The sequence below is a fragment of the Telluria antibiotica genome, assembly GCF_011682055.1.
In the GTDB taxonomy this organism is placed as follows: domain Bacteria; phylum Pseudomonadota; class Gammaproteobacteria; order Burkholderiales; family Burkholderiaceae_D; genus Telluria; species Telluria antibiotica.
Genome location: NZ_JAAQOM010000007.1, coordinates 181,468 through 206,982, shown reverse-complemented (window position 1 = coordinate 206,982; position 25,515 = coordinate 181,468). Strand labels below are relative to the sequence as shown.

27 protein-coding genes are annotated in these 25,515 nt (G+C 66.8%); 24 read left to right on the top strand and 3 right to left on the bottom strand.

The features are described 5' to 3' along the window. Nucleotide 1 precedes the first annotated feature (1 nt). A complete protein-coding gene (locus HAV22_RS13460; protein ID WP_166859592.1) occupies nucleotides 2–592 on the bottom strand; it encodes an isochorismatase family protein in 591 nt (196 codons plus the stop codon). Nucleotides 593–670: 78 nt separating this feature from the next. Between HAV22_RS13460 and HAV22_RS13455 the strand changes: the two genes are divergently transcribed. After that, nucleotides 671–2,341: a M1 family metallopeptidase gene (locus tag HAV22_RS13455; RefSeq protein WP_166859591.1), complete on the top strand. Its 1,671-nt coding sequence runs from the start codon at nucleotides 671–673 to the stop codon at nucleotides 2,339–2,341. A 45-nt stretch (nucleotides 2,342–2,386) separates the two neighbouring features. Here the strand turns inward: HAV22_RS13455 and HAV22_RS13450 are convergent, their stop codons facing one another. Then, nucleotides 2,387–5,176 (bottom strand): M16 family metallopeptidase, encoded by a 2,790-nt coding sequence (locus HAV22_RS13450; RefSeq protein WP_166859590.1) that lies wholly within the window; start codon nucleotides 5,174–5,176, stop codon nucleotides 2,387–2,389. A gap of 163 nt (nucleotides 5,177–5,339) precedes the next feature. Between HAV22_RS13450 and mepK the strand changes: the two genes are divergently transcribed. From mepK to HAV22_RS13345, 21 genes are all read left to right on the top strand, one after another. Beyond that, nucleotides 5,340–5,903 (top strand): peptidoglycan L,D-endopeptidase MepK, encoded by a 564-nt coding sequence (gene mepK, locus HAV22_RS13445; RefSeq protein ID WP_166859589.1) that lies wholly within the window; start codon nucleotides 5,340–5,342, stop codon nucleotides 5,901–5,903. Nucleotides 5,904–5,905: 2 nt separating this feature from the next. Then, nucleotides 5,906–6,733, top strand: coding sequence for a hypothetical protein (locus HAV22_RS13440; protein WP_166859588.1), 828 nt, complete (start codon nucleotides 5,906–5,908; stop codon nucleotides 6,731–6,733). After that, nucleotides 6,730–7,047: a hypothetical protein gene (locus HAV22_RS13435; protein ID WP_166859587.1), complete on the top strand. Its 318-nt coding sequence runs from the start codon at nucleotides 6,730–6,732 to the stop codon at nucleotides 7,045–7,047. Before HAV22_RS13440 ends, HAV22_RS13435 begins: the two co-directional genes overlap by 4 nt. 69 nt (nucleotides 7,048–7,116) lie before the next feature. Further along, nucleotides 7,117–7,851 carry a GntR family transcriptional regulator gene (locus HAV22_RS13430; protein WP_229421219.1) on the top strand — a complete coding sequence of 245 codons (735 nt, stop codon included), beginning with the start codon at nucleotides 7,117–7,119 and terminating at the stop codon, nucleotides 7,849–7,851. Between the two features lie 198 nt (nucleotides 7,852–8,049). Then, complete coding sequence (locus HAV22_RS13425) at nucleotides 8,050–9,786, top strand: fumarate reductase/succinate dehydrogenase flavoprotein subunit (protein WP_166859585.1); 1,737 nt, start codon at nucleotides 8,050–8,052, stop codon at nucleotides 9,784–9,786. Between the two features lie 22 nt (nucleotides 9,787–9,808). Then, complete coding sequence (locus HAV22_RS13420; protein WP_056448502.1) at nucleotides 9,809–10,042, top strand: 4Fe-4S dicluster domain-containing protein; 234 nt, start codon at nucleotides 9,809–9,811, stop codon at nucleotides 10,040–10,042. A gap of 12 nt (nucleotides 10,043–10,054) precedes the next feature. After that, the gene (locus tag HAV22_RS13415) at nucleotides 10,055–11,005 is read left to right on the top strand and encodes a HEAT repeat domain-containing protein (RefSeq protein ID WP_166859584.1); all 951 of its coding nucleotides are present in this window, start codon (nucleotides 10,055–10,057) and stop codon (nucleotides 11,003–11,005) included. Then, complete coding sequence (fdxA, locus tag HAV22_RS13410) at nucleotides 11,002–11,331, top strand: ferredoxin FdxA (protein ID WP_166859583.1); 330 nt, start codon at nucleotides 11,002–11,004, stop codon at nucleotides 11,329–11,331. Before HAV22_RS13415 ends, fdxA begins: the two co-directional genes overlap by 4 nt. Before the next feature lie 53 nt (nucleotides 11,332–11,384). Beyond that, a complete protein-coding gene (locus tag HAV22_RS13405) occupies nucleotides 11,385–12,797 on the top strand; it encodes an ABC transporter substrate-binding protein (protein WP_166859582.1) in 1,413 nt (470 codons plus the stop codon). Between the two features lie 2 nt (nucleotides 12,798–12,799). Further along, nucleotides 12,800–13,744 (top strand): ABC transporter permease, encoded by a 945-nt coding sequence (locus HAV22_RS13400; RefSeq protein WP_166859581.1) that lies wholly within the window; start codon nucleotides 12,800–12,802, stop codon nucleotides 13,742–13,744. Further along, on the top strand, nucleotides 13,741–14,613 hold the full coding sequence (locus HAV22_RS13395) for an ABC transporter ATP-binding protein (RefSeq protein ID WP_166859580.1): 873 nt from the start codon (nucleotides 13,741–13,743) through the stop codon (nucleotides 14,611–14,613). The genes HAV22_RS13400 and HAV22_RS13395 overlap by 4 nt, the downstream gene beginning before the upstream one ends. Beyond that, nucleotides 14,603–14,974, top strand: coding sequence for a gamma-butyrobetaine hydroxylase-like domain-containing protein (locus HAV22_RS13390; RefSeq protein ID WP_166859579.1), 372 nt, complete (start codon nucleotides 14,603–14,605; stop codon nucleotides 14,972–14,974). Before HAV22_RS13395 ends, HAV22_RS13390 begins: the two co-directional genes overlap by 11 nt. Then, nucleotides 14,967–15,740: a ferredoxin--NADP reductase gene (locus HAV22_RS13385; RefSeq protein WP_166859578.1), complete on the top strand. Its 774-nt coding sequence runs from the start codon at nucleotides 14,967–14,969 to the stop codon at nucleotides 15,738–15,740. Before HAV22_RS13390 ends, HAV22_RS13385 begins: the two co-directional genes overlap by 8 nt. A gap of 10 nt (nucleotides 15,741–15,750) precedes the next feature. Beyond that, nucleotides 15,751–16,500 carry an electron transfer flavoprotein subunit beta/FixA family protein gene (locus tag HAV22_RS13380; RefSeq protein ID WP_166859693.1) on the top strand — a complete coding sequence of 250 codons (750 nt, stop codon included), beginning with the start codon at nucleotides 15,751–15,753 and terminating at the stop codon, nucleotides 16,498–16,500. 20 nt (nucleotides 16,501–16,520) lie between these two features. Beyond that, nucleotides 16,521–17,486, top strand: coding sequence for an electron transfer flavoprotein subunit alpha/FixB family protein (locus HAV22_RS13375; protein ID WP_166859577.1), 966 nt, complete (start codon nucleotides 16,521–16,523; stop codon nucleotides 17,484–17,486). 63 nt (nucleotides 17,487–17,549) lie between these two features. Then, on the top strand, nucleotides 17,550–18,299 hold the full coding sequence (locus HAV22_RS13370) for a sulfite exporter TauE/SafE family protein (RefSeq protein WP_166859576.1): 750 nt from the start codon (nucleotides 17,550–17,552) through the stop codon (nucleotides 18,297–18,299). Between the two features lie 60 nt (nucleotides 18,300–18,359). Then, a complete protein-coding gene (locus HAV22_RS13365) occupies nucleotides 18,360–19,661 on the top strand; it encodes a M20/M25/M40 family metallo-hydrolase (RefSeq protein WP_166859575.1) in 1,302 nt (433 codons plus the stop codon). A 29-nt stretch (nucleotides 19,662–19,690) separates the two neighbouring features. Next, nucleotides 19,691–20,134: a thioesterase family protein gene (locus tag HAV22_RS13360; protein WP_166859574.1), complete on the top strand. Its 444-nt coding sequence runs from the start codon at nucleotides 19,691–19,693 to the stop codon at nucleotides 20,132–20,134. 68 nt (nucleotides 20,135–20,202) lie between these two features. Next, on the top strand, nucleotides 20,203–20,784 hold the full coding sequence (locus HAV22_RS13355) for an RNA polymerase sigma factor (RefSeq protein WP_166859573.1): 582 nt from the start codon (nucleotides 20,203–20,205) through the stop codon (nucleotides 20,782–20,784). A gap of 14 nt (nucleotides 20,785–20,798) precedes the next feature. After that, entirely contained in the window at nucleotides 20,799–21,287 is a 489-nt protein-coding gene (locus tag HAV22_RS13350; protein ID WP_166859572.1) for a hypothetical protein, read from the top strand. Between the two features lie 15 nt (nucleotides 21,288–21,302). Continuing rightward, nucleotides 21,303–22,196: a hypothetical protein gene (locus HAV22_RS13345; protein WP_166859571.1), complete on the top strand. Its 894-nt coding sequence runs from the start codon at nucleotides 21,303–21,305 to the stop codon at nucleotides 22,194–22,196. Between the two features lie 154 nt (nucleotides 22,197–22,350). Here the strand turns inward: HAV22_RS13345 and HAV22_RS13340 are convergent, their stop codons facing one another. Further along, nucleotides 22,351–22,830: a DUF3016 domain-containing protein gene (locus HAV22_RS13340; protein ID WP_229421218.1), complete on the bottom strand. Its 480-nt coding sequence runs from the start codon at nucleotides 22,828–22,830 to the stop codon at nucleotides 22,351–22,353. Between the two features lie 205 nt (nucleotides 22,831–23,035). Between HAV22_RS13340 and HAV22_RS13335 the strand changes: the two genes are divergently transcribed. Both HAV22_RS13335 and HAV22_RS13330 read left to right on the top strand, forming a co-directional pair. Further along, complete coding sequence (locus HAV22_RS13335; RefSeq protein ID WP_166859569.1) at nucleotides 23,036–23,773, top strand: DNA-formamidopyrimidine glycosylase family protein; 738 nt, start codon at nucleotides 23,036–23,038, stop codon at nucleotides 23,771–23,773. 183 nt (nucleotides 23,774–23,956) lie between these two features. Next, nucleotides 23,957–25,462, top strand: a complete 1,506-nt coding sequence (locus HAV22_RS13330) for an HD domain-containing phosphohydrolase (RefSeq protein ID WP_166859568.1) — start codon at nucleotides 23,957–23,959, stop codon at nucleotides 25,460–25,462. Nucleotides 25,463–25,515 lie beyond the last annotated feature (53 nt).

The window sequence follows — 25,515 nt, the reverse complement described above, 5'->3', positions numbered from 1 at the left end:
GTCAGGCGTCGCCCGTGCCCGCCTGCAGCGCGTCGATCACGTGCCGCGTCGAGCGCACCTTGCCCATGATGCGGAAGGTGTGCTCGCAGGCGAACTTGTGCATCTCCGCCGACATGCTGCTCATCGCATCCTCGACGAACACGACGCGGTAGCCGCGGTCGAACGCGGCGCGTGCCGTCGACTCGACGCCGAAATTCGTCGCGATACCGCCGAGGACGATCGTCTTGATGTTGCGCCGGCGTAGCAGCTGGTCCAGGTCCGTGCCGTAGAACGCGCCCCACTGGCGCTTCGTGACGACGATGTCCGTCGCCTGCACCTGCGCGTCCGGCGCCAGGTGCGACGCGTCCGGCGGCGGCGCGGGCGTGCCCGGCTTTCTCAGCGGCGCGTCGGACGGCGGCAGTTGCATCTGGTCGACGAGCACGCGCACGAAGATCACCATCGCGCCGCGGTCGCGCATCTCGCCCGCCAGCAGCACGCAATTGCCGACCACCTGCTCGGCCGTGTACGGGGCCAGGTCGCGTTTCACATTACTGTTCTGCAAATCGATCAGCACCAGGGCGGTGCGGCCGATGTCGATGTCCAGGTCGCTCATTCGTCATCCTCCTCGCCGCGCAGTATTCACCAGCCGCGATTTGCGTGGCGCCCCGTTCCGCTGTGCTAAATTCCCTGCATGCAAAGATTCGCCATCGCCGCCGTGTGCACCGTGCTGGCGGGCTGCGCCAGCCAGCCCGCCCTCACCGACTACACCGTCAACTCGGGCGTCCAGCGCGGCCCGGGCCAGGACGCGCTCCTGTTCGACCATGCGGACCTGAGCCTCCGCATCGATCCGGACAGCCGCAGCCTCGCGGGCGACGCGCTGCTCACGTTCGGCACGCGCGCGGCGCTGGACCATATCGACCTGGACCTCGACCGCAACCTGCCCATCGATGCGATCGCCGTCGACGGCCGGCCGCTCGCGGCAAGCGCGTGGCGCAATCCGGACGGCAAGCTGACGATCGACCTGCCCCAGTCGCTGACGCCGGGCCGGCACACCACGATCCGCGTCACGTATCACGGCGAACCGCACGTGGCGAAGCGAGCGCCATGGGACGGCGGCTTCGTGTGGGCACGCACGCCGGACGGCCGGCCGTGGGTCGCCAGCGCCGTCGAGGGCGAAGGCTGCGACCTGTTCTGGCCCTGCATCGACCACCCGATGGGCAAGCCGGCCGTCGTCGACGAACACATCACCGTGCCGGCGCCCCTCGTCGCCGCGGGCAATGGCGTGGCGCTCGGCATGACGGAAGCGAACGGCTGGCGCACGTGGCACTGGCGCGCGAAGCACCCCAGCACCTACGGCATCGCCATCAACGTGGGGCCGTACGAGGTGCTGTCGGGCGAGTATCGCAGCCGCTACGGCAACGTGATCCCGCTGCGGCTGTGGTACCTGCCACAGAACAAGGCGCAGGCACAGGACCTGTTCTCGGAATTCCCGCAGATGCTCGATTTCTTCGAATCCACGATCGGCCCGTACCCGTTCGGCGACGAGAAGATGGGCGTCGTGGAAACCCCGCACAAGGGCATGGAGCACCAGACCATCAACGCCTACGGCAACAAATACGCCAAGACCGCGTACGGCTACGACGACCTGCTGCAGCACGAGTTCGCACACGAATGGTTCGGCAACCAGCTCACCAATGCGGACTGGGACGACATGTGGCTGCACGAGGGCCTCGCCTCGTACATGCAGCCGCTGTACATGCAATACCTGCACGGCGACCAGGAATACTTTGCCGCGCTGATGCAGCAGCGGTCATCCATCCGCAACAAGGCGCCGCTCGTCTCCGGCAAGCACAAGCGCGAGGAAGACGTCTACGACACCAAGCGGGGCGGCCCCGGCGGCGACATCTACACGAAAGGCTCGCTCGTGCTCCACACATTGCGCGGCCTGATCGGCGACACGGCATTCTTCCGCGCCGTGCGGGAACTCGTCTACGGCACGCCGGACCCGCGCCCCGGCAACTTCGCGCCGCGCTATGCGACGACGCCGGACTTCATCCGCCTCGCCGAACGCGCGAGCGGACGCGACCTCGGCTGGTTCTTCCAGGCCTATATGTACCAGGCCGCGCTGCCCGAACTGTCCGCCGTGCGCCGCGGCGACACGCTGGACCTGACGTGGACGACGGCCGGCAGGACGCCGTTCCCGATGCCGCTCGACGTGCGCGTCGGCGAGCGCATCGTCACGGTGCCGATGACGGACGGCCGCGGCAGCGTCGCCCTGCCGGCCGGCGCGACTTGCACGCTCGACCCGCATTCGAAGATCCTGCGGCGCGAGGAGCGCTTCGAGGCCTTCCAGCGCAGGTAGGGTGGGCACCCCGTCCCCACGCGTGACGCTCGCATCTTGTTGGCGTCACGGCAGCGGCTTGCCCTCGACGTCGATGCGGCGCACGGTGCCGAGGTTCAACGCGCGGATCGGTGCCTCGATCTTGCTCATGTCGCCGACGACGATCCACACGGGCTGGCGCGGCAGCACGACGCGCGCGGCCAGCGCGTTCAGCTGCGCCGGCGTCAGCGCGAGCGCGGCCGCCGTGTACGTGTTGTAGTAATCCTCGGGCAAGCCGTATTGCAGGATGGTCGAGTACGCATTGCTCAGCTGGCCGACCGTCTCGAACGACCCCGGCAGGCCCAGCGTCTCGTTGGCCTGCGCGTCCTGCAGCTCGCGCGGCGTGACGGGACGCGCGGTGCCCAGTTCGGCGTATTCGCGCGCCAGTTCGCGCAGCGCGTCGGCCGTCTTGTCCGTCTGCACCGGAGAATCGCTGTACAGGATGCGCTGCCCGCGCGCCGCCACGAGCGACGTGCCGACGCCGTACGACCAGTGCTTGTCCTCGCGCAGGTCCATGTTCAGCCGCGAGCTGAACGTGCCGCCGAACACGTCGTTCAGCAGGTTCAGCGCGACGGTGTCCGGCGTGTTGCGCGGCGGGGCCAGCTGGGCGCCGACGATGTCGCTCTGCAGCGCGCCCGGACGGTCGATCAGGTAGATCGTCGTGCCGGCCGGCTGGTCGACCTTGGCGATCTCGTGCGCGGGCACGGCGCCGGCCCTCCAGCCGCCGAACGCGCGTTCCAGCAGCGGCGTCAGTTCGGCCAGGGTCGTGTCGCCGACGACGAGCAAGGTGGCATTGTTCGGCTTGAACCACGTGTCGTGGTAGGCAGCGAGATCGGCGCGGCGCATGCGCGCGACGGCATCGATCGTGCCCGAGCCCGTCAGCGGCAGCGAATACGGGTGGCCGGGGCCGTACAGCAGCGGCGGGAGCACGCGCAAGGCCATCAGGCGCGGCACCGTCTGCTCGCGCTGGATGGCGGCCAGCCGCGTCTTGCGCACGCGCTCGAAGTCGGCCTGCGGGAACGACGGGTGCAGCGCCAGGTCCGCGTACAAGCCGAGCGCCTGCGCCAACGTCGGCTTGAGGACGTTCATGTTGACGAACGCGCCGTCCAGGTTGATCGTCGTGCCGAACGACGCGCCGAGGCCTTCCAGCTCGCGGCTGATCTCCAGCGCGCTGCGCGTCTTGCCCGGCGCGCCCGTGCCCTCTTCCAGCATGCGCAAGGTGAGGCTCGCGAGGCCCGGCAGCGCCTGTGAGTCGGACGCGAACCCGCCGCCCAGCAGCAGCGACAGGTTGATGACGGGCGCGCCGTGGCGTTCGGCCAGCACGACGTGCATGCCGTTGGACAGCGTCGTCTTCTGCATCGGCGGCAGGCGCAGCGCTTCCGGGTGACCCGTCGGCGCGCCCTTGCTGCGGTCCACGGTGGACGGGGCGGCGGCCAGGGCAGTCGGGAACGGATCGACTTCCAGCACGTAGTCGCCGTCGGCCAGCCACCCGTTCATCGCCTGGCGCACGGCGGCCGGCGTCGCGGCCTTGATGCGTTGAAGGTAGGTCTTGTAGCAGTCCGGGTTGCCCGTGAACGTGGCGCAACGCGCGAGCAGGTCGCTCTTGCCGCCGAAGCCGCCCACGCGCTCGACGGCGCGCGCGAACTGCGCCAGGATCGTCGTCTGCGCGAGGCGCAGTTCGGCCGCCGTCGGGCCGGACTTCAGCAACGCGCGCAATTCCTCGTCGGCCAGCGCTTCCATGCGCGCCACGTCGGCCGCGGGCGCGCCGGGCTTGGCCGTCAGGTTGATGCCGAACTGGCCGACGATCTCGTTCGAGTCGTCCCCGGCCGACGCGGCCGTCGCCAGTTGTTCCTTCACGACGAGGCGCTGGTACAGGCGCGACGTCTTGCCGCCGCCCAGCACCTGCGCCGCGAGGTCGAGCAGCGCCTCTTCCGGCGTATCGGCGCCGGGCACGTTCCACGACCGGTAGATGCGGGCCTGCGGCACGCGGTCCTGGACCTTGCCGCGATGGGTGCCGCTGCGCTTCGCGATCCACGCCTCCTGGTGCGCCTGCGGCGGCCCCGGCGGGATGTCGCCGTAGTATTTCTCGACCTTCTCGCGCGCCTGCTGCGGCGTGATGTCGCCCGCGAGCACGAGCACGACGTTGTTCGGGCCGTAATGACCCTTGAACCAGTCGGTGACGTCGGTCATCGACGCGGCGTCGAGGTCGGTCATGGAACCGATCACGGTCCACGAATACGGGTGGTTCGCGGGCCACGTGTTCTCCGTGACGATCTGCTCGACGACGCCGTACGGCTGGTTCTCGCGCTGGCGCTTCTCGTTCTGCACGACGCCCCGCTGCAGGTCGAGTTTCTTCTGGTCGAGCACGCCCAGCAGATGGCCCATGCGGTCGCTCTCCGCGAACAGCGCGTAGTCGACCATCGACGTGGGCACCGTCTCGAAATAATTCGTGCGGTCCTTGTTCGTCGTGCCGTTCAGGTCGGTGGCGCCGATGCCCTCCAATGCCGACAGGAACGTCTTGTCGAAGTTGGCGCTGCCGGAAAACATCAGGTGCTCGAACAGGTGCGCGAAGCCCGTCTTGCCGGGCTTTTCGTTCTTCGAGCCGACGTGGTACCACGTGTTGATCGCGACGACGGGCGATTTGTGGTCCTCGTGCACGATCACGGTCAGGCCGTTTTTCAGCGTGAACGTCGTGTACGGGACATCGGGAATGGGGATGGCGACGGCGGCGTCGCGCGCCGGGGCGGCGGCGGCAGTCGTCAATATCGGGAACAGGACACTGCACAATCCGAGGGTCAGACGGTGGGACACACGCATGCGGTTCTCCTGGCAATCTTGCAAAAGGGGCAATGGCGAGACATTGTAAGCCAATGTTTCCCCGTGTTGTCATCCTTGGCTGACAGACCGGAGGGCTCCGGTCCGCTGCATGAACGATGCGCGAGGCGTATCATTGAGACTGGCAAACAGCAAGGAAACGCTCATGAATCAGCGACGCTCCTTCCTCAAAAGCTCGGCCGTCCTCGCATCGGTGCTCGGTGCGCCCGCCATCCGGACCAGCGCCAAGACCTTGCCGGATGCGCCCGTCACCCCGGTGGCACCCAACGAGCGCATCGTGCGCCTGTACAACACGCACACGGGCGAAAGCCTGCGGACCATTTTCTGGGCCGAGGGCGAGTTCATCCCCGGAGCCTTGCAGGACATTAATAAACTGCTGCGCGACCACCGCAACAACAAGATCTCGGCCATCGATCCGAAACTGCTCCTCTTGCTGGACCGCGTGAGCGCCCAGTACGGCAGCCATCCCACGATGCACGTGATCTCCGGTTATCGCTCGCCGGAAACGAACGCGATGCTGCACGAAAACACGAATGGCGTCGCGAAGCACAGCCTGCACATGGAGGGCAAGGCCATCGACGTGCGCATCCCCGGCGAAGACCTCGCGAAGCTACACAAGGTCGCGCTGGCCCAGCAAGCGGGCGGGGTCGGCTATTACCCGGACTCGCAATTCGTGCACATGGACGTCGGCCGCGTGCGCCACTGGTGACCATGCTCCGGATCGTCCTGCCGGTCGTCCTGCCCGCGCTGCTGGCCGCACTCGCGCCGGGCGCCGCGCAGGCCCAGGCGCAACCGGACCAGGGCATCCAGACCGTCACCGTCACGTACACGCGCGACCCGGTCGACAAGTCGTACCGCAAGATGATCCGCGGCATGGAACGCTTCCAGCGCGAGCATGCGCTGGCGCCGCAGGCCACGCTGCGCTTCCGGCTGCTGCCCCGCTCGCCGACGGTCGACATGCATGGCATCACGTTGCGCGTCGCCGGCGACCACATCACCGTGCCCGTCGCCGTCGCCCCCGACAACAGTTTTGTCCTGCCCCGCAACGAGCAGGCGCTGCAGGAAGACGCCGCCGTCGTCGCGAACCGCAAGACGACGAGCATGACGTGGCGCGCCCAGGTGACGACACCCGGCCTGCCGCCCGGCGCGCGCCGGCTGGGCGATCTGCGGCTCGAATGCCTCGTCGGCATGGAGGCGGGGCTCGTGTCGAACAGTTCGCCGCTGTTCGGCTGGATCTCGAACGCCCTCACGAGCCCCGAGCAGGTGTGCAACAGCCCCGACGGCAATTTCCTGTTCTTTACCGAGCGGCCCGTGTTCGCCGTCACGCTGCACGCGGGCGACCGTACCGAAGTGCTGCCATTCCACTTCCTGTACGCGGGCGGCGAGCAGACGCGCGACATGCTGCCGTTCTGCGATTGCCAGGTGCTGCTCGACCGCACGTATTACGCGCCGATCTGGGACCGCAGCTGGCCCGACGACACCCTGGTCACCTTCGACTACATGGACGACGCGTCTCCGGCACAGGAGAGCACGCCATGAGCGCCCGCCGCATGCTGGCCGCCGTGGCAATTCTGCTGGCCGGCTGCGCCACGCGCGCGCCCGAGCCCGGCACGAGCGTGGCCGAAACGCGGTTCGACGCACTCGTCACGCCGGGCCGCACGACCCGCGCCGAGCTGCTGGCCGCATTCGGCCCCACGAAGACGGTCGTGTTCGATTCCGGCATGGCGGCCTGGTTGTACACGGCGCCGGTGGCGGGTGGAACGCACACGGAACTCGTGCTGTTGGTGGGCCGCGACGGCATCGTGCGCAAGCTGCGCAAGCGGCCGGCCTACCCGACGGATCCCGTTCCCTGACGGGTCATGGACGGGGCGGCCGGCGAACTCGTTATAATGACCTTTCCATCATCCTGCCGCGCCGCCGCCTTGAACATCCAACTTCCGCGTTCGTCGACCGTTCCCCTGTACATACAGATCAAGGAAGCGATCCGTGCCAAGATCATCGACGGCACGTATGTTGGACACCAGCAGCTCCCGTCGGAGAACGACATGATCGCCGCGTTCGGCGTCAGCCGCATCACCGTGCGCCAGGCGATCAACGACCTGCAGAAGGAAGGCCTGCTGTTCAAGGTGCACGGCAAGGGCACGTTCGTCGCCCTGCCCAACGTGTCGCAGGAGCTGACGCATCTGCAGGGGTTCGGCGAAGCGATGCACCGCCTCGGCCACGAAACCTTTTCCGACGTGTTCGGCCTGAAGACCGTCAAGGCAACGGGCATCGTGGCCGCCAAGCTGGGGATCGGCGACGGCGACCCGGTGACGGAGATCCGGCGCGTGCGCTATCTGAACAGGGAACCCGTGTCGATCGACCATTCCTGGGTCCGGCATGACGTCGGCTCGCGGCTAACCGAGCAGAACCTGCGCGACAAGGACCTGTTCTCGCTGCTGGAAAACGAGCTGCGCCAGCGGCTGCACTCGGCCGACATCGAGATCGACGCGACGTCCGCCGGCAACGACGTGGCCTCCCGCCTGAAGATCGCACCGGGTTCGCCCGTGCTGCGCATCGAGCGCCTGACCTATGCGCAGCAGGAGACGCCGCTCGTCTTCGAATACCTGTACTACCGCGCGGAGACGTTCAAATACAAGATGAAAGTCTTGCGCTGAAGCCCGCCCCACTTTGGTGGCCGCCCGCCCCACAACGGCCACCCATCGCGCCACGCGCGCACCGTTCCTGACCATTCTTCCAGTCCGCCGCCCGTAAATCCCGGGGAAATCCATTGGCACGCGTTTTGCACTACTCGTTATTACGAGTTATGACGAGGTGCGCACCGGGCCGCACGGGAACTTTACTGAAAGGGTGACATGAATACCATCGAACTGGAATACGATTTGGTGATCGTCGGCGGCGGTACGGGCGGCCCGATGGCCGCCGTGAAGGCCAAGGAAAAGAATCCGAAGTTGCGCGTGCTCGTGCTGGAAAAGGCGAACGTCAAGCGCAGCGGCGCGATCTCGATGGGCATGGACGGCTTGAACAACGCCGTCATTCCCGGCCATGCGACACCGGAGCAGTACACGAAGGAGATCACGGTCGCCAACGACGGCATCGTCGACCAGAAAGGCGTGTACGCGTATGCGAGCAACAGCTACGCGATGATCGAGGAGCTGGATCGCTGGGGCGTCAAGTTCGAGAAGGACGAGACGGGCGACTTCGCCGTGCGCAAGGTGCACCACCTCGGCAGCTACGTGCTGCCCATGCCGGAAGGGCACCACATGAAGAAGGTGCTGTACCGGCAGCTGAAGCGCCAGCGCGTCGAGATCACCAACCGCGTCGTCGCCACGCGCCTGATCACGGGCGCATGCGGCGAGATCGCCGGCGTGATGGGCTTCGATTGCCGCACAGCCGACTTCTATGTGATCAAGGCGAAGGCCGTCGTCCTGTGCACGGGCGCGGCGGGCCGTCTCGGCCTTCCCGCCTCGGGCTATATGTTCGGCACGTACGAAAACCCGACCAACAGCGGCGAAGGCCACGTGATGGCCTACCACGCGGGCGCGGAGCTGACGAACCTCGAATGCTTCCAGGTCAATCCGCTCATCAAGGATTACAACGGCCCCGCGTGCGCGTACGTGACGGGCCCGTTTGGCGGCTTCACCGCGAACTCCACCGGCGCGCGCTTCATCGAGTGCGACTACTGGAGCGGCCAGATGATGCTGGAGTTTTATAACGAACTCGAAGGCGGCCGCGGCCCCGTGTTCCTGAAGCTCGACCATCTGGCCGAGGAAACGATCGCCGAGATCGAGCACATCCTCCATACGAACGAACGCCCGAGCCGCGGCCGCTTCCACGAACGGCGCGGCAACGACTACCGGCAGAAGGCGATCGAGATGCACATCTCGGAAATCGGCTTCTGCAGCGGCCACAGCGCATCCGGCATCTGGACCAACGAGAAAGGCGAGTGCTCGATCCCCGGCCTGTACGCGGCGGGCGATTGCGCCAGCATCCCGCACAACTACATGCTGGGCGCCTTCGTGTACGGCAAATTCTGCGGCGAGAACGCGGCGGACTACGTCGCTGGCAGGTCGGCGCCCGTCATCAACAGGGACATGGTCGAAGCGGAGCGCAAGCGCATCATGGCGCCGCTGGCCCGCAGCGAAGGCCTGACGCCGTTCCAGGTCGAGTACAAGACGCGCCGCATCGTCAACGACTACCTGCAGCCGCCGAAGATCACCCGCAAGATGGAGATCGCGCTGGAACGCTTCGGCGAGATCAAGGACGACCTCGAGGAACTCAGCGCCGTCAATCCGCACGAATTGATGCGGGCGATGGAAGCGCACACGATCCGCGACTGCGCGGAACTCGCGGCGCGCGCCTCGCTGTTCCGCAAGGAGAGCCGCTGGGGCCTGTACCACCTGTGCGTCGACCATCCCGAGAAGGACGACGAAAACTGGTTCTGCCACACCAACGTCAGCAAGGGCGCGGACGGCCGGATGAGCTTCCGCAAGCGCGAGATCGAGCCCTACATCGTCGAACTGAATGCCGAGGAAAAAGCCGCGTACCAACGCCTGCGCGTGGCCGGCAGCAAGACCGGCGTCGCCGTCTAATCCACACGAAAAAGGAAAGATCATGACCATCGCAACCACCCGTACGCAAGCCCCGGTCGTCGTCGACCAGTCGAAGTGCATCGCCGAGAAAGGCTGTACCGTGTGCGTCGACGTCTGCCCGCTGGACGTGCTGGCGATCGACATCGTCTCCAACAAGGCGTTCATGAAGTTCGACGAATGCTGGTACTGCATGCCGTGCGAACAAGACTGCCCCACGGGCGCCGTACACGTCAACATCCCCTACCTGGTACGCTGAGGAGGCACGGCCATGATGGCAACCGGTATTCACGAACGGCTGCGCAGCAGCGACCCGGGAGTGCGCCGCATCGCGGTGCTGGACCTCCCCTATTCCGAGGAAGAAGACGACATCGTGCCGCTGCTGGTCGCGGCGCTGGCCGATCCCGACGCGTGCGTGCGGCTGGAGGCGGCCAAGGCCATCGAAGGCTACGAAAGCCCGGACGTGCTGGAGGCGCTCGTGCCGCTGCTGAAGGACGCCGATCCGGACGTGCGGCGCGCGACCGCGACGACACTGGCCGAACTGAAGGAACCCGCGTCGGCGCCGCACCTGCTGCCCTACCTGACCGACGCCGATGCGACGGTCCGCGCCGCCGCCCTGCACGCGATCCGCGCCCTGCGCGTGGACGCGGCATTCGAGCCCGCGCTGCACGCGCTAGACGACGACGATGCGGCCGTGCGGCGCGAAGCCGTCAGCGTGCTCGGGTACCTGAAGAAGCCGGAAGCGATCGGCGCGCTGACGAACGCCGCGGCACACGACCCTGACCACGAAGTGCGCCGCATCGCGGTGGGCGCGCTCGGTTACGCGTCGGCCGTCAGCATCCAGCCGACGCTGAGCCGCGTCCTCGCCGACCCGGCCTGGCAGGTGCGCGAGGAGGCCGCCACGACGATGGGCAAGCTTGGCCTCGCGCTCGGCATCCCCGACCTCGTGCGCGCGCTGGACGACGAGTTCTGGCAGGTGCGCGTGAAGGCGGCGCGCAGCCTCGGCAAGCTGAAGGCGAAGCCCGCGGTGAACGCGCTGTGCATGGCGTTGCAGCACCCGATGAGCAATCTGCGCAAGGAAGCCGTGATCGCGCTGGGGGAGATCGCCGACACGCGCGCCATCGTGCACCTGGAACTGGCGCTGAAGGACGTGGACTCGGACGTGCGCAAGCTGTCGAAGCTGGCGCTGGCCACCATCCAGCTGCGCGGAGGTGCGTCATGACCCACGTCGTCGGCGAATCGTGCATCGGCTGCAAATACACGGACTGCGTGTCGGTCTGCCCCGTCGACTGCTTTCACGAAGGAGCGAACTTCCTCGTGATCGATCCCGAAGCGTGCATCGACTGCGGCGTCTGCGTGGCGGAATGTCCCGTCGAAGCGATTTATGACGAAAAGGACTTGCCGGAGGCGCAGCGGGACTACGTCGCGCTGAACGCCAGGCTCGCCGCGCGCTGGCCCGTCATCGCGGCGTCGACGGAACCGCTGCCCGATGCCGACGCATGGGCATCCCGGCCGGACAAGCGCGAACACTTGATGGAGACGACGTAGCACCGCGGACCGCCCCGGCTTTCATGCTTCGACTCATTCTGGAAGGATTCAACATGACACATTGGTTCATTCGCATCGCCGCCGTCTCCGCCACCGTGCTGTGCGCCGCCCTGGCGCACGCGAAGGACGTCGTCACGATCGGCATCGGCACGCAGAACACGACGACGAACACGGTCACGGGCGGCGTCGTCATCAAGGAACTGGGCCTGCTCGACAAATACCTGCCGAAGACGGGCAAGTACGCGAACGTCGAGTTCAAGGTCGACTGGCAGAACTTCACGTCCGGCCCGCCCGTCACCAACGGCATGATGGCCAACAAGATCCAGATCGGCATGATGGGCGACTACCCCCTGCTGATCAACGGCGCCAACGGCCAGCAAAGCCGCGGCAACGAGACGCAGCTCGTCGCCGTGATCGCCTACAACGCGTTCGGCGCCGGTAACGGCGTCGTGGTGAACAAGGACAGCCCCTACTACCAGCTGTCCGACCTGAAGGGCAAGAACGTGTCCGTGCCGTTCGGATCGGCGGCGCACGGCATGCTGCTGCAGGCGATGCAGGCGCGCGGCTGGTCGGACGATTACTGGAACCTCGTCAGCCAGTCGCCGGAAATCGGCTCCAGCAACCTGCAGGAAAAGAAGATCGACGCCCACGCCGACTTCGTGCCGTTCGGCGAGCTGCTGCCGTACCGCGGCTTCGCGCGCAAGATTTTCGACGGCGCGGAGACGCGGGTCCCCACGTTCCACGGCATCGTCGTGCGCAAGGACTTCGCCGACAAGTATCCGGAAGTCGTCGTCGCGTACCTGCGCGCGCTGATGGATGCGGACGACTGGGTGCGCAAGAACCCGAAGCTGGCGGCCGAGAAGATCGCGCAGTGGACCAAAATCGAAAAGGAAGTCGTCTACATCTTCCTCGGCCCCGACGGCATCCACACGCTCGATCCGACCATCAAGCCCCTGCTCGTCAACAGCATCCGGACCAGCTACGGCGTGCTGCAGAAACTGGGACGGGTGAAGGACTTCAATGTCGACGGCTGGGTGAACGAGACCTATCTGCGCACCGCGTTCAAGCAGCGCGGCCTCGACTACGACGCGCAGAAACGCACTTTGGCCAACTACGACATCCAGGGCAAGGACCCCGTGTGCGCCAAGCCGGTGACGAGCCCGAAGAACGCGGGCGAAATCTGGATCGAGGGCGGCGACATCGTGCCCCTCAGCTCCCCCGTCTGCACCTTCATGGGGATCCGGAAGTACCAGGAAGCTGGCAAGAAAATTGCAGTGGCCTATTTGTTCGACCGAGGGCTCGGCATCAAGGTATTCGCCGACAGGGCTTTCTACGCGGTCAACGGGAGCGGTACCGGGATGGAGGTCGTGCCCTTCCTGCTGAAGAAGGACGCGGAAGCCAGCGCGGCGAAGGCCGGCGGCACCGTCGCAACCTACGAGCAAGTGCTCGCCAAGATGGAGAATTGATCATGGCTCTGACAGATCGTCACACGATCGCGCCGCCCGCGCCCGCGGCGCCGCCCCACCACCCCATCCCCGGCAAGCCGGTGCGCCAGCCCAGGCTGGAAGCGATCGAAGGCGGCGCCGGCGCCCCCGCGGCACGGCCCGCGCCGTTCTCGCTGAAGCGCTGGCTCGAGTCCGGCCCAGGAGGCGCCCTGCTCGGCACCCTATCGATCGGTGCCGTCCTGCTGGCGTGGTATCTGGCGACCCGCTTCCAGGTCGATTTCTACATCCGCTTCGGGAACATCCCGACACCGCTCGACGTCTGGCACAGCATCGTCGCCGTCAACCATTCGAGCAAGTTCATGGTGAACATCGGGATCAGCGTGCGCCGCGTGCTGTTCGGCTTCTTCGGCGCCGCAGTCGCCGGCACCGTGCTCGGGATCATGGTCGGCCGCTACCGGATCTTCCGTTCGCTGACGATGCCCGCGATGGAATTGTTCCGCCCGATCCCGGCGATCGCGTGGGTGCCGATGGCGATCATGCTATGGCCCAGCAACGAGGTCAGCATCGCGTTCATCACGTTCCTGGGCGCCTTCTTCCCCATCCTGATCAACACGATCCACGGCGTGGAAACCATCGACGACGTCCTGCTGCGCGCCGCGCACAGTCTCGGCGCGAAAGAGAAAGACGTAATCCTGCACGTCGTGATCCCCGGCGCGCTGCAGCACATCTTCACGGGACTCGCCGTCGGCATGGGCGTCGCCTGGGTGTCGCTGATCGCGGCGGAGATGATTTCCGGCCAGTTCGGCATCGGCTACTTCACGTGGGAAGCGTATTCGCTGATTTCGTATCCGGACATCGCGCTGGGCATGATCACAATCGGCGTCCTCGGCCTGCTGTGCAGCAAGGCGATCCACGTGTGCTCGCGGCTCGCGATGCCGTGGGCCGCGCTGGCGGGAGCGCGAAAATGAGCGCGCCCACCGCCGCGACCCGGTCGGGACATATCCAGGTACGCGACCTCAACATCGGCTTCAAGGCGAACGGTGCGACCGTGCAGGCTGTCAAATCCGCGTCGCTCGACGTACAGGCGGGCGAATTCGTCTCGCTGATCGGCCCGTCCGGTTGCGGCAAGTCCACCCTGATGAATGCCGTCGCCGGCTTTACGCCGCCGGACAGCGGTGTCGCGATGTTGGACGGCAAACGCATCGACGGTCCCGGCTCGGACCGTGGCGTCGTGTTCCAGCAGTATTCGCTGTTCCCCTGGATGACGGTGCGCAAGAACGTCGAGTTCGGACTGAAGATGGCGCACATGCCGCCGTCGCAGCGCGAAACGCAGGCCCGGACCCTGCTCGGCCTCGCCGGCCTGCTGGCGTTCGAAAATCACTATCCGTCGCAGCTGTCGGGCGGGATGAAGCAGCGCGTGGGCATCGTGCGCGCGCTGGCCACGAGTCCGCAGGTGCTGCTGATGGACGAACCGTTCGGGGCGCTCGATTCGCAGACGCGCACGGTGATGCAGGAAATCCTGACGAATATGTGGCAGCGGCTGCGGCTGTCCGTGCTGTTCATCACGCACGACATCGAGGAGGCGATCTTCCTCTCGGACCGCATCTACGTGATGACGGCCAGGCCGGGGCGGATCAAGGCCGAGATCAAGGTGCCGCTGCCGCGTCCGCGCACGCCCGACATGATCGACACGCCCGAGTTCGCTGGCCTCGTCCGCTCGATCAAGAAGCTGATTCGCGAGGAAAGCCTGGCCGCGATGGACGGCGAATTGCGCGACGGCGGCTACGGCGGGCTGGGCATGGAAATCGGACCGGAGGGGGTGGCCAATGTCCTGTGACGATGCGAACACGGTGCCGCCGTCCGCATGGCCCTCCGCGATCAACCTGCACGCGCAGGCCCGCACGCTGGAACTCGTGTGGGACGGCCGGCACGCCGTGCTGTCGCACCGGGTGCTGCGGCGTTCCTGCCGCTGCAGCGTGTGCGAGAACGCGCGCAGGAAAACGGACGACACCCTGCCCGTCGCCGCCGACGTGGCGCTGCTGACGATCGAGCCGCTGGGGTCGACGGCCCTGCGCCTCGTCTTTTCGGACGGCCACGAGCGGGGGATCTATCCGTGGACTTACCTGAAGCAGATGGCATTCGGCCCGACGACGGGCGAATTCAGCGACTCTTTGACGAAAGGATGGCGTGATGAGTAATTTCTACGAGGCGGAAGTGTTGTCCGTGCATCACTGGACGGATCGCCTGTTTTCCTTCACCACGACGCGCGATCCGGGCTTCCGCTACCAGAGCGGGCAGTTCGCGATGATCGGGCTCGACGTGGACGGCAGGCCGCTGATGCGCGCCTACAGCATGGTCAGCCCTCACTACGACGAGCAACTCGAATTCCTCAGCATCAAGGTGCCCGACGGTCCCCTCACCTCGCGGCTGCAGAACATCCAGGTCGGCGACGCGATCCTCGTCGGCCGCAAGGCGTCCGGTACGCTGCTCAGCCAGAACCTGTTGCCGGGCAAGCACCTGTACCTGCTCGGCACGGGGACCGGCCTCGCGCCGTTCATGAGCATCGTGCAGGACCCGGACATCTACGACAAGTTCGACAAGGTCATCCTCGTGCACGGCTGCCGCCACGTGAGCGAACTGGCCTACCAGAAGCGCATCGAGGCAGACCTGCCGAACCACGAATTCCTGGGCGGGATGGTGGCCGGCCGCCTGCTCTACTACCCCACCGTGACCCGCGAACCGTTCGAAAACCAGGGCCGCATCCCGGACCTGCTGACCAACCCGGAGTTCTACGACAAGCTGGGCGTGCCGCCGCTCGACATCGAACACGACCGCTTCATGCTGTGCGGCAGCCCCGCCATGCTGAAGGACACCGTCGAGGTGCTGCAGGCGCATGGCCTCACGGAAGGCAATATGAGCCATCCCGGCCATTACGTCATCGAGCGCGCGTTCGTCGACAAGTGAGGAAGCCATGATGAACATACTGGTCCCCGTGAAGCGGGTCGTGGATCCGAACGTCAAGGTGCGCGTGAAGGCGGATGGCTCGGGCATCGACCTCGCCAACGTCAAGATGGCCATCAACCCGTTCGACGAGATCGCCGTGGAAGAAGCCGTGAGGCTGAAGGAAGCGGGGCATGCGGCGGAAGTCATCGCCGTGTCCTGCGGCCCCGATGCATGCCAGGACGTCCTGCGCACGGCGCTGGGCATGGGCGCAGACCGCGCCATCCTGCTGCAGACGGATGCCGAACTGCAGCCGCTCGCGGTCGCCAGGCTGCTGGCAGCGATCGTCCGGCGCGAAGTGCCACAACTGGTCATCCTCGGCAAGCAGGCCGTCGACGACGACTGCAACCAGACCGGCCAGCTGCTGGCGGCCATGCTGGGCTGGCCCCAGGGCACGTTCGCGTCGAGCGTGCGCGTCGCCGGAGCCAACCTGACCGTCACACGCGACGTCGACGGCGGCGTCGAGACGGTGGAACTTGCGCTGCCGGCCGTCGTGACGGCGGACCTGCGCCTGAACGCGCCGCGCTTCGTCAGCCTCCCGAACCTGATGAAGGCGAAGAAGAAGCGGCTCGACGTCGTGCGCGCGGAAACGCTGGGCGTCGACCTCGCACCGCGCTGGCACACGCTGCACGTCGACGCACCGCCGAAGCGCAAGCCCGGCGTGCTCGTGCGGGACGCCGCCGCGCTCGTCCACCGCCTGAAGCACGAAGCGCACGTCATCTGAACATCATCGAAGGAGCCATCATGACGGTACTGGTCATTGCAGAACACGACGACGCGGCGCTGAGCACGGCCACGCTGCATGCGGTCGGCGCGGCGCGCCTGTGCGGCGGCGACGTCCACCTGCTCGTCGCGGGACACGAATGCGGCCCAGCCGCGCACGGCGCCGCCCGTGTCGCCGGCGTGGCGACGGTGCTGGTCGCCACGGCCGCGCACCTCGCGCACGGCCTCGCGGAAAATGTCGCCGCGCAGGCGCTGCACGTGCTGGCCGCGCATCCGTACACCCACGTGCTGGCCGCGGCGAGCACGTTCGGCAAGAGCGTCATGCCGCGCATCGCCGCGGGACTGGACGCCGGCCAGATCTCGGAAGTCACGCGCGTCGTGGCGCCCGACGTGTTCGAGCGTCCCATCTACGCGGGCAACGCCATCGCGACCGTCCGGGCGCTCGACCCCGTCAAGGTGCTCACCGTGCGCGCCATCAGTTTCGACGCGGCGCAGCGCACCGGCGGCGAAGCGGTCGTGCAGGACGTGACGCCGGTCGAGGATGCCCGCACGGCGCGCGTCGTCGCGATAGCGCGGACCATGTCCGAGCGGCCGGAGCTGGCGTCGGCACGCGTCGTCGTGGCGGGCGGGCGCGGTCTCGGCTCCGGCGATCATTTCAGGATGCTCGAGCCGCTGGCGGATGCCCTGGGCGCCGCCATCGGCGCGTCGCGCGCGGCGGTCGACGCCGGGTTCGCCGGCAACGACCTGCAGGTCGGCCAGACAGGCAAGGTCGTCGCGCCCGACCTGTACCTCGCGATCGGGATATCCGGCGCGATCCAGCACCTGGCCGGCATCGGCGCCGCGAAGGTCATCGTCGCCATCAACAAGGATGCGGACGCGCCGATCTTCGGCGTGGCCGACTATGGCATCGTCGGCGACTTGTTCGACGTCGTGCCTGCACTGCTGGCGGCGCTGCGGGAGGATCGTCAAAAACAGCTTGTCGCCTGAGCCTTTCGCAAACTCGTCATACCCAGTTATAATGAGATTTACCAATCACGTCGATCGGGAGCCATGCCGACGTCCGCGAGCCTCGCACTGACCTCCATTGCCATCGGCGCCCTCGTGGGCGCGGCCGGCATCGGCGGTTTCTTCATGCCGCCCGCGCTGACCGTCCTGATGGCGATGGACCTGCACCGGGCCATGGCCTTGTCGTTGCTGACCTTCGTGTTCACGGGCATCGCCGGCGCGTTCTACTTCCACCGCAAGGGCAGCCTCGATTGGACCCTGGCACGGCCGGTCTGCGTCGGCGCGGCACCGGCCGGCTATGCCGGCGCATGGCTCGGCCACGGCCTCGACACGGGGGTGCTGTCGGCGCTGCTCGCGGCGCTCATCCTCGCCGTCGGCATCCAGACGCTCGCAGGCAGCGCCGGCGGTATGGCGCATGCGATGCCGCGGGATGCGCGCCGGCGCCGCGTCGTCCTCGTCGCCATCGGCATCGTGACCGGCTTCCTGTCCGGCCTCACGGGCGTCGGCGGGCCCGTGCTGTCGGTACCGCTGATGGTCATGTGCGGCTATCCCGTGCTGACGGCGATCGGCGTCGGCCAGGTGCTGCAGACGGTCGGCGCCCTCTCCGGTTCGCTCGCCAACCTGCATTACGCCGACGTCGACTACGGACTGGCTGCCTTCATCGGCGCCTTCGAGACGGTCGGCGTGCTGGGCGGCGCCGTCGCCATCCATCGCATCGATGCGGGCCTGGTCAAGCGCCTCGTCGGCGGCCTGTGCATGGTGGCCGGTTGCGGCTTCATCCTGCGCAGCCTGTGAGGACGCGCAGGCGTCCCGAATCGGTGTACAGTTGCGCATCATTGTTTTGGAAGGCTCACGATGCGCAGGATGACAGGCGCGCTGCTGGCGGCGGCATTGGCGTGCGTACATACGGCCCGGGCCGACAACCTGGACCCGACGGAGCAGAAGATCGTCGCGGCAGTGAAGGCCCATGCGCCGCAGGCCCTCGCGCTGCTCGAACAGAGCGTGCGCATCAACAGCGGCACGATGAACGCACGGGGCGTGCGCGACGTCGGACAGCTGTTCCGCAAGGCGTTCGACGAACTCGGCTTCCGCACACGCTGGATCGACATGCCGCCCGAGATGCACCGCGCCGGCCACCTCGTCGCCACGCGCGACGGCAACCGGGGCAAGCGCTTGCTGCTGCTGGGTCACCTCGACACCGTGTTCGAGCCGGGCTCGCCGGTCCCCGCATGGCAGGACAGCGCGGGCGGCCGCGTGCGCGGCCAGGGCGTGTCCGACATGAAGGGCGGCGACGTGATCGTCATCGAGGCACTGCGCGCCCTGCAGCGCGCGGGCGCCCTGGACGGCGCGCGCATCGCCGTCATGTTCACGGGCGACGAGGAGGAAGCGGGCAATCCGAAGAGCGTCTCGCGCGGCGACATGGTGGAACTCGCCAAGCGCAGCGACGTCGCCCTCAGCTTCGAAAGCAACATCCCGGACAAGAACGGCCAGGCGACGGCCACCGTGGGCCGGCGCGCCACCGCCACGTGGGAACTGCAGGTGCAGGGCCGCCAGGGTCACTCGATGGGCGTGTTCGGCACCAACGGCTACGGCGCCGTGTACGAGACGGCGCGCATCCTCGACGCGTTCCGGCGCGAGGTCGCGGAACCGGGCCTCACGTTCAACCCGGGCGTGATCCTGGGCGGCACCGAGGTCGCGCTGGACGATGCCAACTCGCGCGGCACGGCGTTCGGCAAGACGAACGTGATCGCCAACACGACCGTCGTGAAGGCCGACCTGCGCTACCTGGACTATCCGCAACGCGACCGCGCACAGGCGCGCATGCGCGACATCGTCGCGCACAGCCTGCAGGGCACCAGTGCCACCATCGCGTTCCACGATTCGTATCCGCCGATGGCCGTCACGCCAGGCAACCTGAAACTGCTCGGCCTGTATGCGCGCGCCAGCCAGGATGCGGGGCTGGGCCCCATCGGCGCCGTGCCGGCCGAAGCGCGCGGCGCGGGCGACATCCAGTTCGTCGCACCGCTCGTCGACAGCCTCGACGGCCTGGGCGCGAGCGGCCACGGCGCCCATTCGCCGGACGAAGACCTGGACGTGGGCTCGATCGAACGGGGTGCCATCCGCGCGGCATTGCTGATCTATCGCCTCACCCGCTGACCACTGTAGCCTCCTCGACCAATCCAGCCATGGCACGACTGACCCTCACCTTCCCCGAAGACCAGTACTATTACACGACGTTGCTGACGGTGCGCGTCACCGACATCAACGCCGGCAACCACCTCGGCAACGACTCGATGATCTCGATGATCTCCGAGGCGCGTGCCCGCTTCCTGTTCGAATACGGCGTGGCCGAGGCGGAGCGCGACGGCACCGGCATCATCGTCACGGACCTCGCGACCACGTACCGCGCCGAGGCGCACGCGCGCGACCAACTGCTGTTCGAAGTGGGCGTCATGGACTTCAACAAATACGGCGGCGACATCACGTTCCGCGTCACGCGTCCGAAGGACAAGGTCCTCGTCGCGATGGCCAAGCAGGGCTTCGTCTTCTTCAACTACAAGAGGAGCCAGGTCGTCGTCATGCCGGACGAATTCCGCGCCAAGTTCGAACGGGTGAACTGGGTCGATTGAGCAGGTGGCCGTCAAAAACCTGGAACTTTCCGCGCCCGCCGCCGGAATACAGGTAAACATAACGACCCATGCTCACGACCACTTCCGACACCGACCTGCTGCGCCAGATGCGCGGCGGCGCCGCCGACGCCTTTGCGGCCTTGTACCGGCGCCACCAGGGGCCGCTGTACCGCTTCGCTTTGCTGCGCTGCGGTTCGGCGGACACGGCCGCCGACGTCGTGCAGGAAACGTTCATGGGCCTGTTGACGGAACGCTTCCGGTTCGACCCGCTGCGCGGCGCGTTGCAGCATTTCCTGTTCGGCGTCGCGCGCAACCTGATCCTGAAGAACGAGACGGCGCACCTGCGCCACGTCGTCCTGCCGAACGCGGACGACGAGGACGACGGCGCGGCGCAGGCGGCCGACGACGCCTGCCCGCTGGCGCGCCTGCTGGACAACGAGGCGGCCGAGGAAGTACGGCGCGCGCTGGCGCTGCTGGCGCCGCATTACCGCGACGCCGTCATCCTGTACGAGATGCACGACCTGTCGTACGCCGACATCGCCGACATCTGCCAGGTCGACATCGGCACCGTGCGCTCGCGCCTGTCACGCGGACGCGCGGCGCTCGCCAAGCGCCTGGCCGGCTGGCACGCCACGGCCAACGCGGCATGAGAAGGAAAGCCACCATGGACACCCGACACACGACCCATCGCGATCCCCTGTTCGGCGCCCTGCGCGCGGAAGTGGAACGGCTGGACACGCCGCGCGGCGTGGAAAAGGATTTGCTGCACGCGTTCGCCCGGCTGCATCCGCCGCGGCGGCGCTGGTATCACACGCCGTTCGCGCGCCGGTGGCTGCTGGCGGGCGGCGTGTCCGGCGCCGCAGCCGCGCTGCTCGTGCTTGCGTTGGGCCTGCGCACGCCCGGCGCCGCCGACGACGGGGCACACTCCCTCGCCGCGCTGGACGACAACGGGCCGTTCATCGCGCTGGATTCGGCCGAGCGGATCGCCGCGGAACCGGCGCCGCGCCTGGTCGCCGCCGACGTGCCGCGCACGAGCCTGGCCGCGCTGGGCCTGCCGCTGACGCCGGAAAACGCGGGAGATTCCGTGCGCGCCGAGATGCTCGTCGCGGCCGACGGCCAGCCGCTGGCGCTGCGCGTCTCCGCCATCCAATAACCACGAGAGGATGCCATGACCACCCGACACCTGCTGCTTGCGACTTTACTGGTCGCCCTTTTCGCGCCCGCGCACGCCCAGGACGCGCGCGCCGGCCGTGCCGCGGACGGCGCCGTGACGGTCCACTTCGATTCACTGGACCACGACGCGCGCCGCGGCATCACGACGATGCGTATGAACGTCGTCAAGAATGCACCGTACACCGCGCAGGTCGTGACCGAGCGCACGCAGGCGCTGGCCGACGGCAACCAGATCGCCATCCGCCGCACGACGATGACGTACCGCGATGGCGCCGGCCGTACGCGCCAGGAAATCCGCGACGCCGACGGCGAAGTCGTCACCGTCACGATCAACGACCCGGCGGCCGGTGCGACGTTGATCCTGCATCCGCGCGACCGTTCGGCCGTCCGGATCGCGCACACGCGCAAGGACGGCGGCGAGGACATCATCGTCAAGCGGGTCGAAGGTGCGGGCGACGCCGAGCGCCAGCGCGACGTGCGCATCCAGGTACCGCGGGCGCTGGCGGGAGGCGACACGGCGCTGCGCGACGCGCAGATGCAGGTGGCGCCGCTGATGAACGGCGCCTTCGCCGACCTGAAATGGGCATCGAAGGCGGTCACGAAGGACCTGGGCACACGCGACGTCGGCGGCATCAAGGCCGAGGGCAAACTACGCAGCTACGAGATTCCGGCCGGCGCGCTCGGCAACCGCAATCCCATCGTGGTCTCGGACGAGACGTGGACGGCGCCGGACCTGCAGGTGACCGTCTACACGAAGCACAGCGACCCGCGCAGCGGCGACGTCGTGTTCCGGCTCGAGAACGTGCGGCGCGAGGAACCCGCCGCCGCGCTGTTCACCGTGCCGGCCGACTACACGGTGCGCGACCGCAAGGGCCGCGGCGACAGATAACGACAGCCGCAGGGTGGGCGGCCCTCCGCCCACGCGTGACGTTCGCGTCATGCCGGCTTCCGCGTGGGCACAGGGTGCCTACCTACGACGCTGACGTCGGTCGTTGAGTGGGTATTTGAGGCCGGGGCATCAATCCAATGAGACGCGCCCACCATCACCGCTTGCGCACAGGCGCAATCGTTTTATCGAACCAGTCGTCGATCATCTGCTTTTCGTAGCGCAGCGGCTCCGAATCGAAGTAGTGGCTGTACGTCTGCTGGTAATTCATGTCCTGCAGCTTCGCTTCGCCGCTCTTGACCACCTGGCCGTTCTGCTCCACCGCGTAGCGCAGGTCCATGCGCGGCCAGTCGGCGCGCCCGCTGATGACGCGCAGGTCGCGGCCCAGGCGGATGCTGGGAACGAGGCGGCCGGCCGGGTCGAAATCCGTGATCTCGATGCGCAGGTCCTGCCCCGGCGGCAGGTTCGCGCCCAGCTTCTTGAAGTGGTCGGAGATCTGGTCCAGCATCTCGTTGCGTTCCCAGGTCGGGAACGGCAGGTCGTGGAAATTCTCGGGGTGGATCCACGTCACGCTCACCGCGGCCGATGCATTGCCCGCGGCCAGCACCAGCAGGCCCGCCAGGGCCAGGGTTTTCATGAACGGTTTCATGATGTCTTCCTTTCGTGTTGCGTCATCCGTCATCTTTACCGGATAGGATTCTTATACGCCTGTTCGCAGGCCGTTGTCCGTTACAAGATCGTCAAAGTTTGTATCGAAATGTTAGTCGCCGCACAGGTGCGCCGGGCGCTTGGACAGCACAATCGCGGGAAGCGGTACAACCGAGCACAACGAAGGAAACATCATGCCGGAGGGCCCGTCGCTGGTCATCCTCAAAGAACAGACAGCCCGTTTCGTGGGCCAGAAGATCGTGCGCGCGGAAGGCAATACGTGGGCCATCGACACGACGCGCCTCGTCGGCCAGCCCGTCATCGCGCTGCGCACGTGGGGGAAGCATTTCCTCATCCAGATGCCGACGATGGTCGTGCGCATCCATTTCCTGCTGTTCGGCACCTATCGGGTGGACGAGGGACGCGACAAGCCCCCGCGCCTGTCGCTCGGCTTCGCGGACGGCGGCGAGCTCAATTTCTATGCGTGCTCCGTGAAGGAAATCGACTGCGACATCGACGCCTATTACGACTGGGCCGCGGACGTGATGTCCGACGCGTGGGACCCCGCGAAGGCCCGCAAGAAATTAAGATCGGCGCCGGACACGCTCGCGTGCGACGCGCTGCTCGACCAGGACATCTTCGCCGGCGTCGGCAACATCATCAAGAACGAGGTGCTGTTCCGCATCCGCGTGGACCCGCGCTCGACCGTGGGCGCGCTGCCGCCCGCCAAGCTGCGCGCGCTCGTGCAGGAAGCGCGCCAGTACAGCTTCGACTTCCTCGAATGGAAGAAGGAATTCACCCTCAAGAAGCATTGGCTCGCACATAACCAGAAGACCTGCCCCCGCTGCCACATCCCGTTCCACAAAGGGCACCTCGGCCGGACGAACCGGCGCAGCTTCTGGTGCGAGCGCTGCCAGAAACTATATCAATGAGCCATGCGGCCACGGCGCAAATGACAGGGAAGCAACACGTTGCGACATTGTGACTTATTGCGCTGCGTCATTAATATTTCTTGTTGTTAATGGTCGCTGCCCATACTACAATCATTTCGGACTGGTGCTGCTCTAATGCAATGCCATTGCTCTTTCCCGAATACTAAGAGATTGGATCGTCAAATGTCCTTCCTGTCCTCAACCGCGCCGAAGCTTGCACCATGGAGAGTCCTGCTCGTCGACGACGAACCGGACATCCATGACATCACCAAGCTCACACTCTCCCGTTTCCGCCTGGACGGGCGCAGCCTGTCGTTCCTGCACGCGTACAGCGGCGCGGAGGCGAAGGATATCCTCGCGCGCGAGAAGGACATCGCCCTCGTGTTCCTGGACGTGGTCATGGAGCGCGAAGACAGCGGCCTGGAAGTGGCGCGCTGGATGCGCCAGGATCTGGACAACCAGTTCACCCGCATCGTGCTGCGCACGGGCCAGCCGGGCCAGGCGCCCGAGGAGCGCGTGATCGTCGATTACGACATCAACGATTACAAGGAAAAGACGGAACTCGACCGCACCAAGCTGTTCACGACGACGTTCGCCGCCCTGCGCGCCTACCGCGACATCATGAAGGTCGAGGAAGCCCGCCGCGTCCAGCAGAATTACCGCGAGGGCCTGGAGCGCGTGATCTCCGCGTCGGCCCATCTGTTCAAGCAGCGCAACCTGAAGGATTTCGCCAGCGGCCTGCTGCAGCAGGTCGTCGCCCTGTTGCGCCTGGAGCAGAGCATGCTGCTGCGCGTGGCCGGCGCCAGCGTGATCACGGGCGAAAGCCAGTACGAGATCCTCGCGCGCATCGGCGACGTGGGCGACCACACCATCGGCCCGGAACTGATCGCCCAGCTGGACGAGGCACGCCACAACCGCATCTCCAAGCTGCACGGCGACACGTATGTCGGCTATTTCCCGAACAATAGCGGCAAGGCGTCGCTGCTGGTGCTCAAGGGTGTCGAGGAAATCGGAGAGGTCGACGTGCAATTGCTCGACGTATTTTGCTCGGGCGTGGCCATTGCCTTCGATAACATCCTGCTGAACCAGGAAATCACGGACACGCAAGCCGAGCTGATCCTGCGCCTGGGCGACGTCGTCGAGTCGCGCTCGAACGAGGCCGGCAACCACGTGCGCCGCATGGCCCAGGTGTGCCATCTGCTGGCCCAGGAATCGGGCATGCCGGACGACGAGACGGCCGTACTGATGCATGCGGCGCCGATGCACGACATCGGCAAGATCGCCACGCCGGACGCGGTGCTGCTCAAGCCAGGCCGCCTCACGCCCGAGGAATGGGTCGTCATGAAGCAGCATCCGACCATCGGCCTGCAGATCCTGGACGGTTCGCAGCGCCCGATCCTGAAGGCGGCCGCCGTGATCGCCCACCAGCACCACGAGAAATGGGACGGCAGCGGCTATCCGCAGGGCCTGAAGGGCGAGGACATCCACCCGTACGCCCGCATCGTGGCCGTGGCCGACGTGTTCGACGCCCTCACCCACGAGCGCGTGTACAAGAAGGCGTGGCCGATCGACCAGGTGCGCGACTACCTGCACGAAGTGGCCGGCCTTCACCTCGATCCCTATTATGTCGACATTCTGATCCGCAATCTCGACAAGGCGGCGGACATCAACGAGCGGTGGCCGGACTGAACTAAAACCGTCAAGCCACGACAAGCCCGACATTGTCGGGTAGTATGCTGGGC

Coding starts and splice junctions, on each gene's coding strand:
- HAV22_RS13460 (WP_166859592.1), bottom strand. CDS start 592: ATGAGCGACCTGGACATCGACATCGGCCGCACCGCCCTGGTGCTGATC.
- HAV22_RS13455 (WP_166859591.1), top strand. CDS start 671: ATGCAAAGATTCGCCATCGCCGCCGTGTGCACCGTGCTGGCGGGCTGC.
- HAV22_RS13450 (WP_166859590.1), bottom strand. CDS start 5,176: ATGCGTGTGTCCCACCGTCTGACCCTCGGATTGTGCAGTGTCCTGTTC.
- mepK (WP_166859589.1), top strand. CDS start 5,340: ATGAATCAGCGACGCTCCTTCCTCAAAAGCTCGGCCGTCCTCGCATCG.
- HAV22_RS13440 (WP_166859588.1), top strand. CDS start 5,906: ATGCTCCGGATCGTCCTGCCGGTCGTCCTGCCCGCGCTGCTGGCCGCA.
- HAV22_RS13435 (WP_166859587.1), top strand. CDS start 6,730: ATGAGCGCCCGCCGCATGCTGGCCGCCGTGGCAATTCTGCTGGCCGGC.
- HAV22_RS13425 (WP_166859585.1), top strand. CDS start 8,050: ATGAATACCATCGAACTGGAATACGATTTGGTGATCGTCGGCGGCGGT.
- HAV22_RS13420 (WP_056448502.1), top strand. CDS start 9,809: ATGACCATCGCAACCACCCGTACGCAAGCCCCGGTCGTCGTCGACCAG.
- HAV22_RS13415 (WP_166859584.1), top strand. CDS start 10,055: ATGATGGCAACCGGTATTCACGAACGGCTGCGCAGCAGCGACCCGGGA.
- fdxA (WP_166859583.1), top strand. CDS start 11,002: ATGACCCACGTCGTCGGCGAATCGTGCATCGGCTGCAAATACACGGAC.
- HAV22_RS13405 (WP_166859582.1), top strand. CDS start 11,385: ATGACACATTGGTTCATTCGCATCGCCGCCGTCTCCGCCACCGTGCTG.
- HAV22_RS13400 (WP_166859581.1), top strand. CDS start 12,800: ATGGCTCTGACAGATCGTCACACGATCGCGCCGCCCGCGCCCGCGGCG.
- HAV22_RS13395 (WP_166859580.1), top strand. CDS start 13,741: ATGAGCGCGCCCACCGCCGCGACCCGGTCGGGACATATCCAGGTACGC.
- HAV22_RS13390 (WP_166859579.1), top strand. CDS start 14,603: ATGTCCTGTGACGATGCGAACACGGTGCCGCCGTCCGCATGGCCCTCC.
- HAV22_RS13385 (WP_166859578.1), top strand. CDS start 14,967: ATGAGTAATTTCTACGAGGCGGAAGTGTTGTCCGTGCATCACTGGACG.
- HAV22_RS13380 (WP_166859693.1), top strand. CDS start 15,751: ATGAACATACTGGTCCCCGTGAAGCGGGTCGTGGATCCGAACGTCAAG.
- HAV22_RS13375 (WP_166859577.1), top strand. CDS start 16,521: ATGACGGTACTGGTCATTGCAGAACACGACGACGCGGCGCTGAGCACG.
- HAV22_RS13370 (WP_166859576.1), top strand. CDS start 17,550: ATGCCGACGTCCGCGAGCCTCGCACTGACCTCCATTGCCATCGGCGCC.
- HAV22_RS13365 (WP_166859575.1), top strand. CDS start 18,360: ATGCGCAGGATGACAGGCGCGCTGCTGGCGGCGGCATTGGCGTGCGTA.
- HAV22_RS13360 (WP_166859574.1), top strand. CDS start 19,691: ATGGCACGACTGACCCTCACCTTCCCCGAAGACCAGTACTATTACACG.
- HAV22_RS13355 (WP_166859573.1), top strand. CDS start 20,203: ATGCTCACGACCACTTCCGACACCGACCTGCTGCGCCAGATGCGCGGC.
- HAV22_RS13350 (WP_166859572.1), top strand. CDS start 20,799: ATGGACACCCGACACACGACCCATCGCGATCCCCTGTTCGGCGCCCTG.
- HAV22_RS13345 (WP_166859571.1), top strand. CDS start 21,303: ATGACCACCCGACACCTGCTGCTTGCGACTTTACTGGTCGCCCTTTTC.
- HAV22_RS13340 (WP_229421218.1), bottom strand. CDS start 22,830: ATGAAAACCCTGGCCCTGGCGGGCCTGCTGGTGCTGGCCGCGGGCAAT.
- HAV22_RS13335 (WP_166859569.1), top strand. CDS start 23,036: ATGCCGGAGGGCCCGTCGCTGGTCATCCTCAAAGAACAGACAGCCCGT.
- HAV22_RS13330 (WP_166859568.1), top strand. CDS start 23,957: ATGTCCTTCCTGTCCTCAACCGCGCCGAAGCTTGCACCATGGAGAGTC.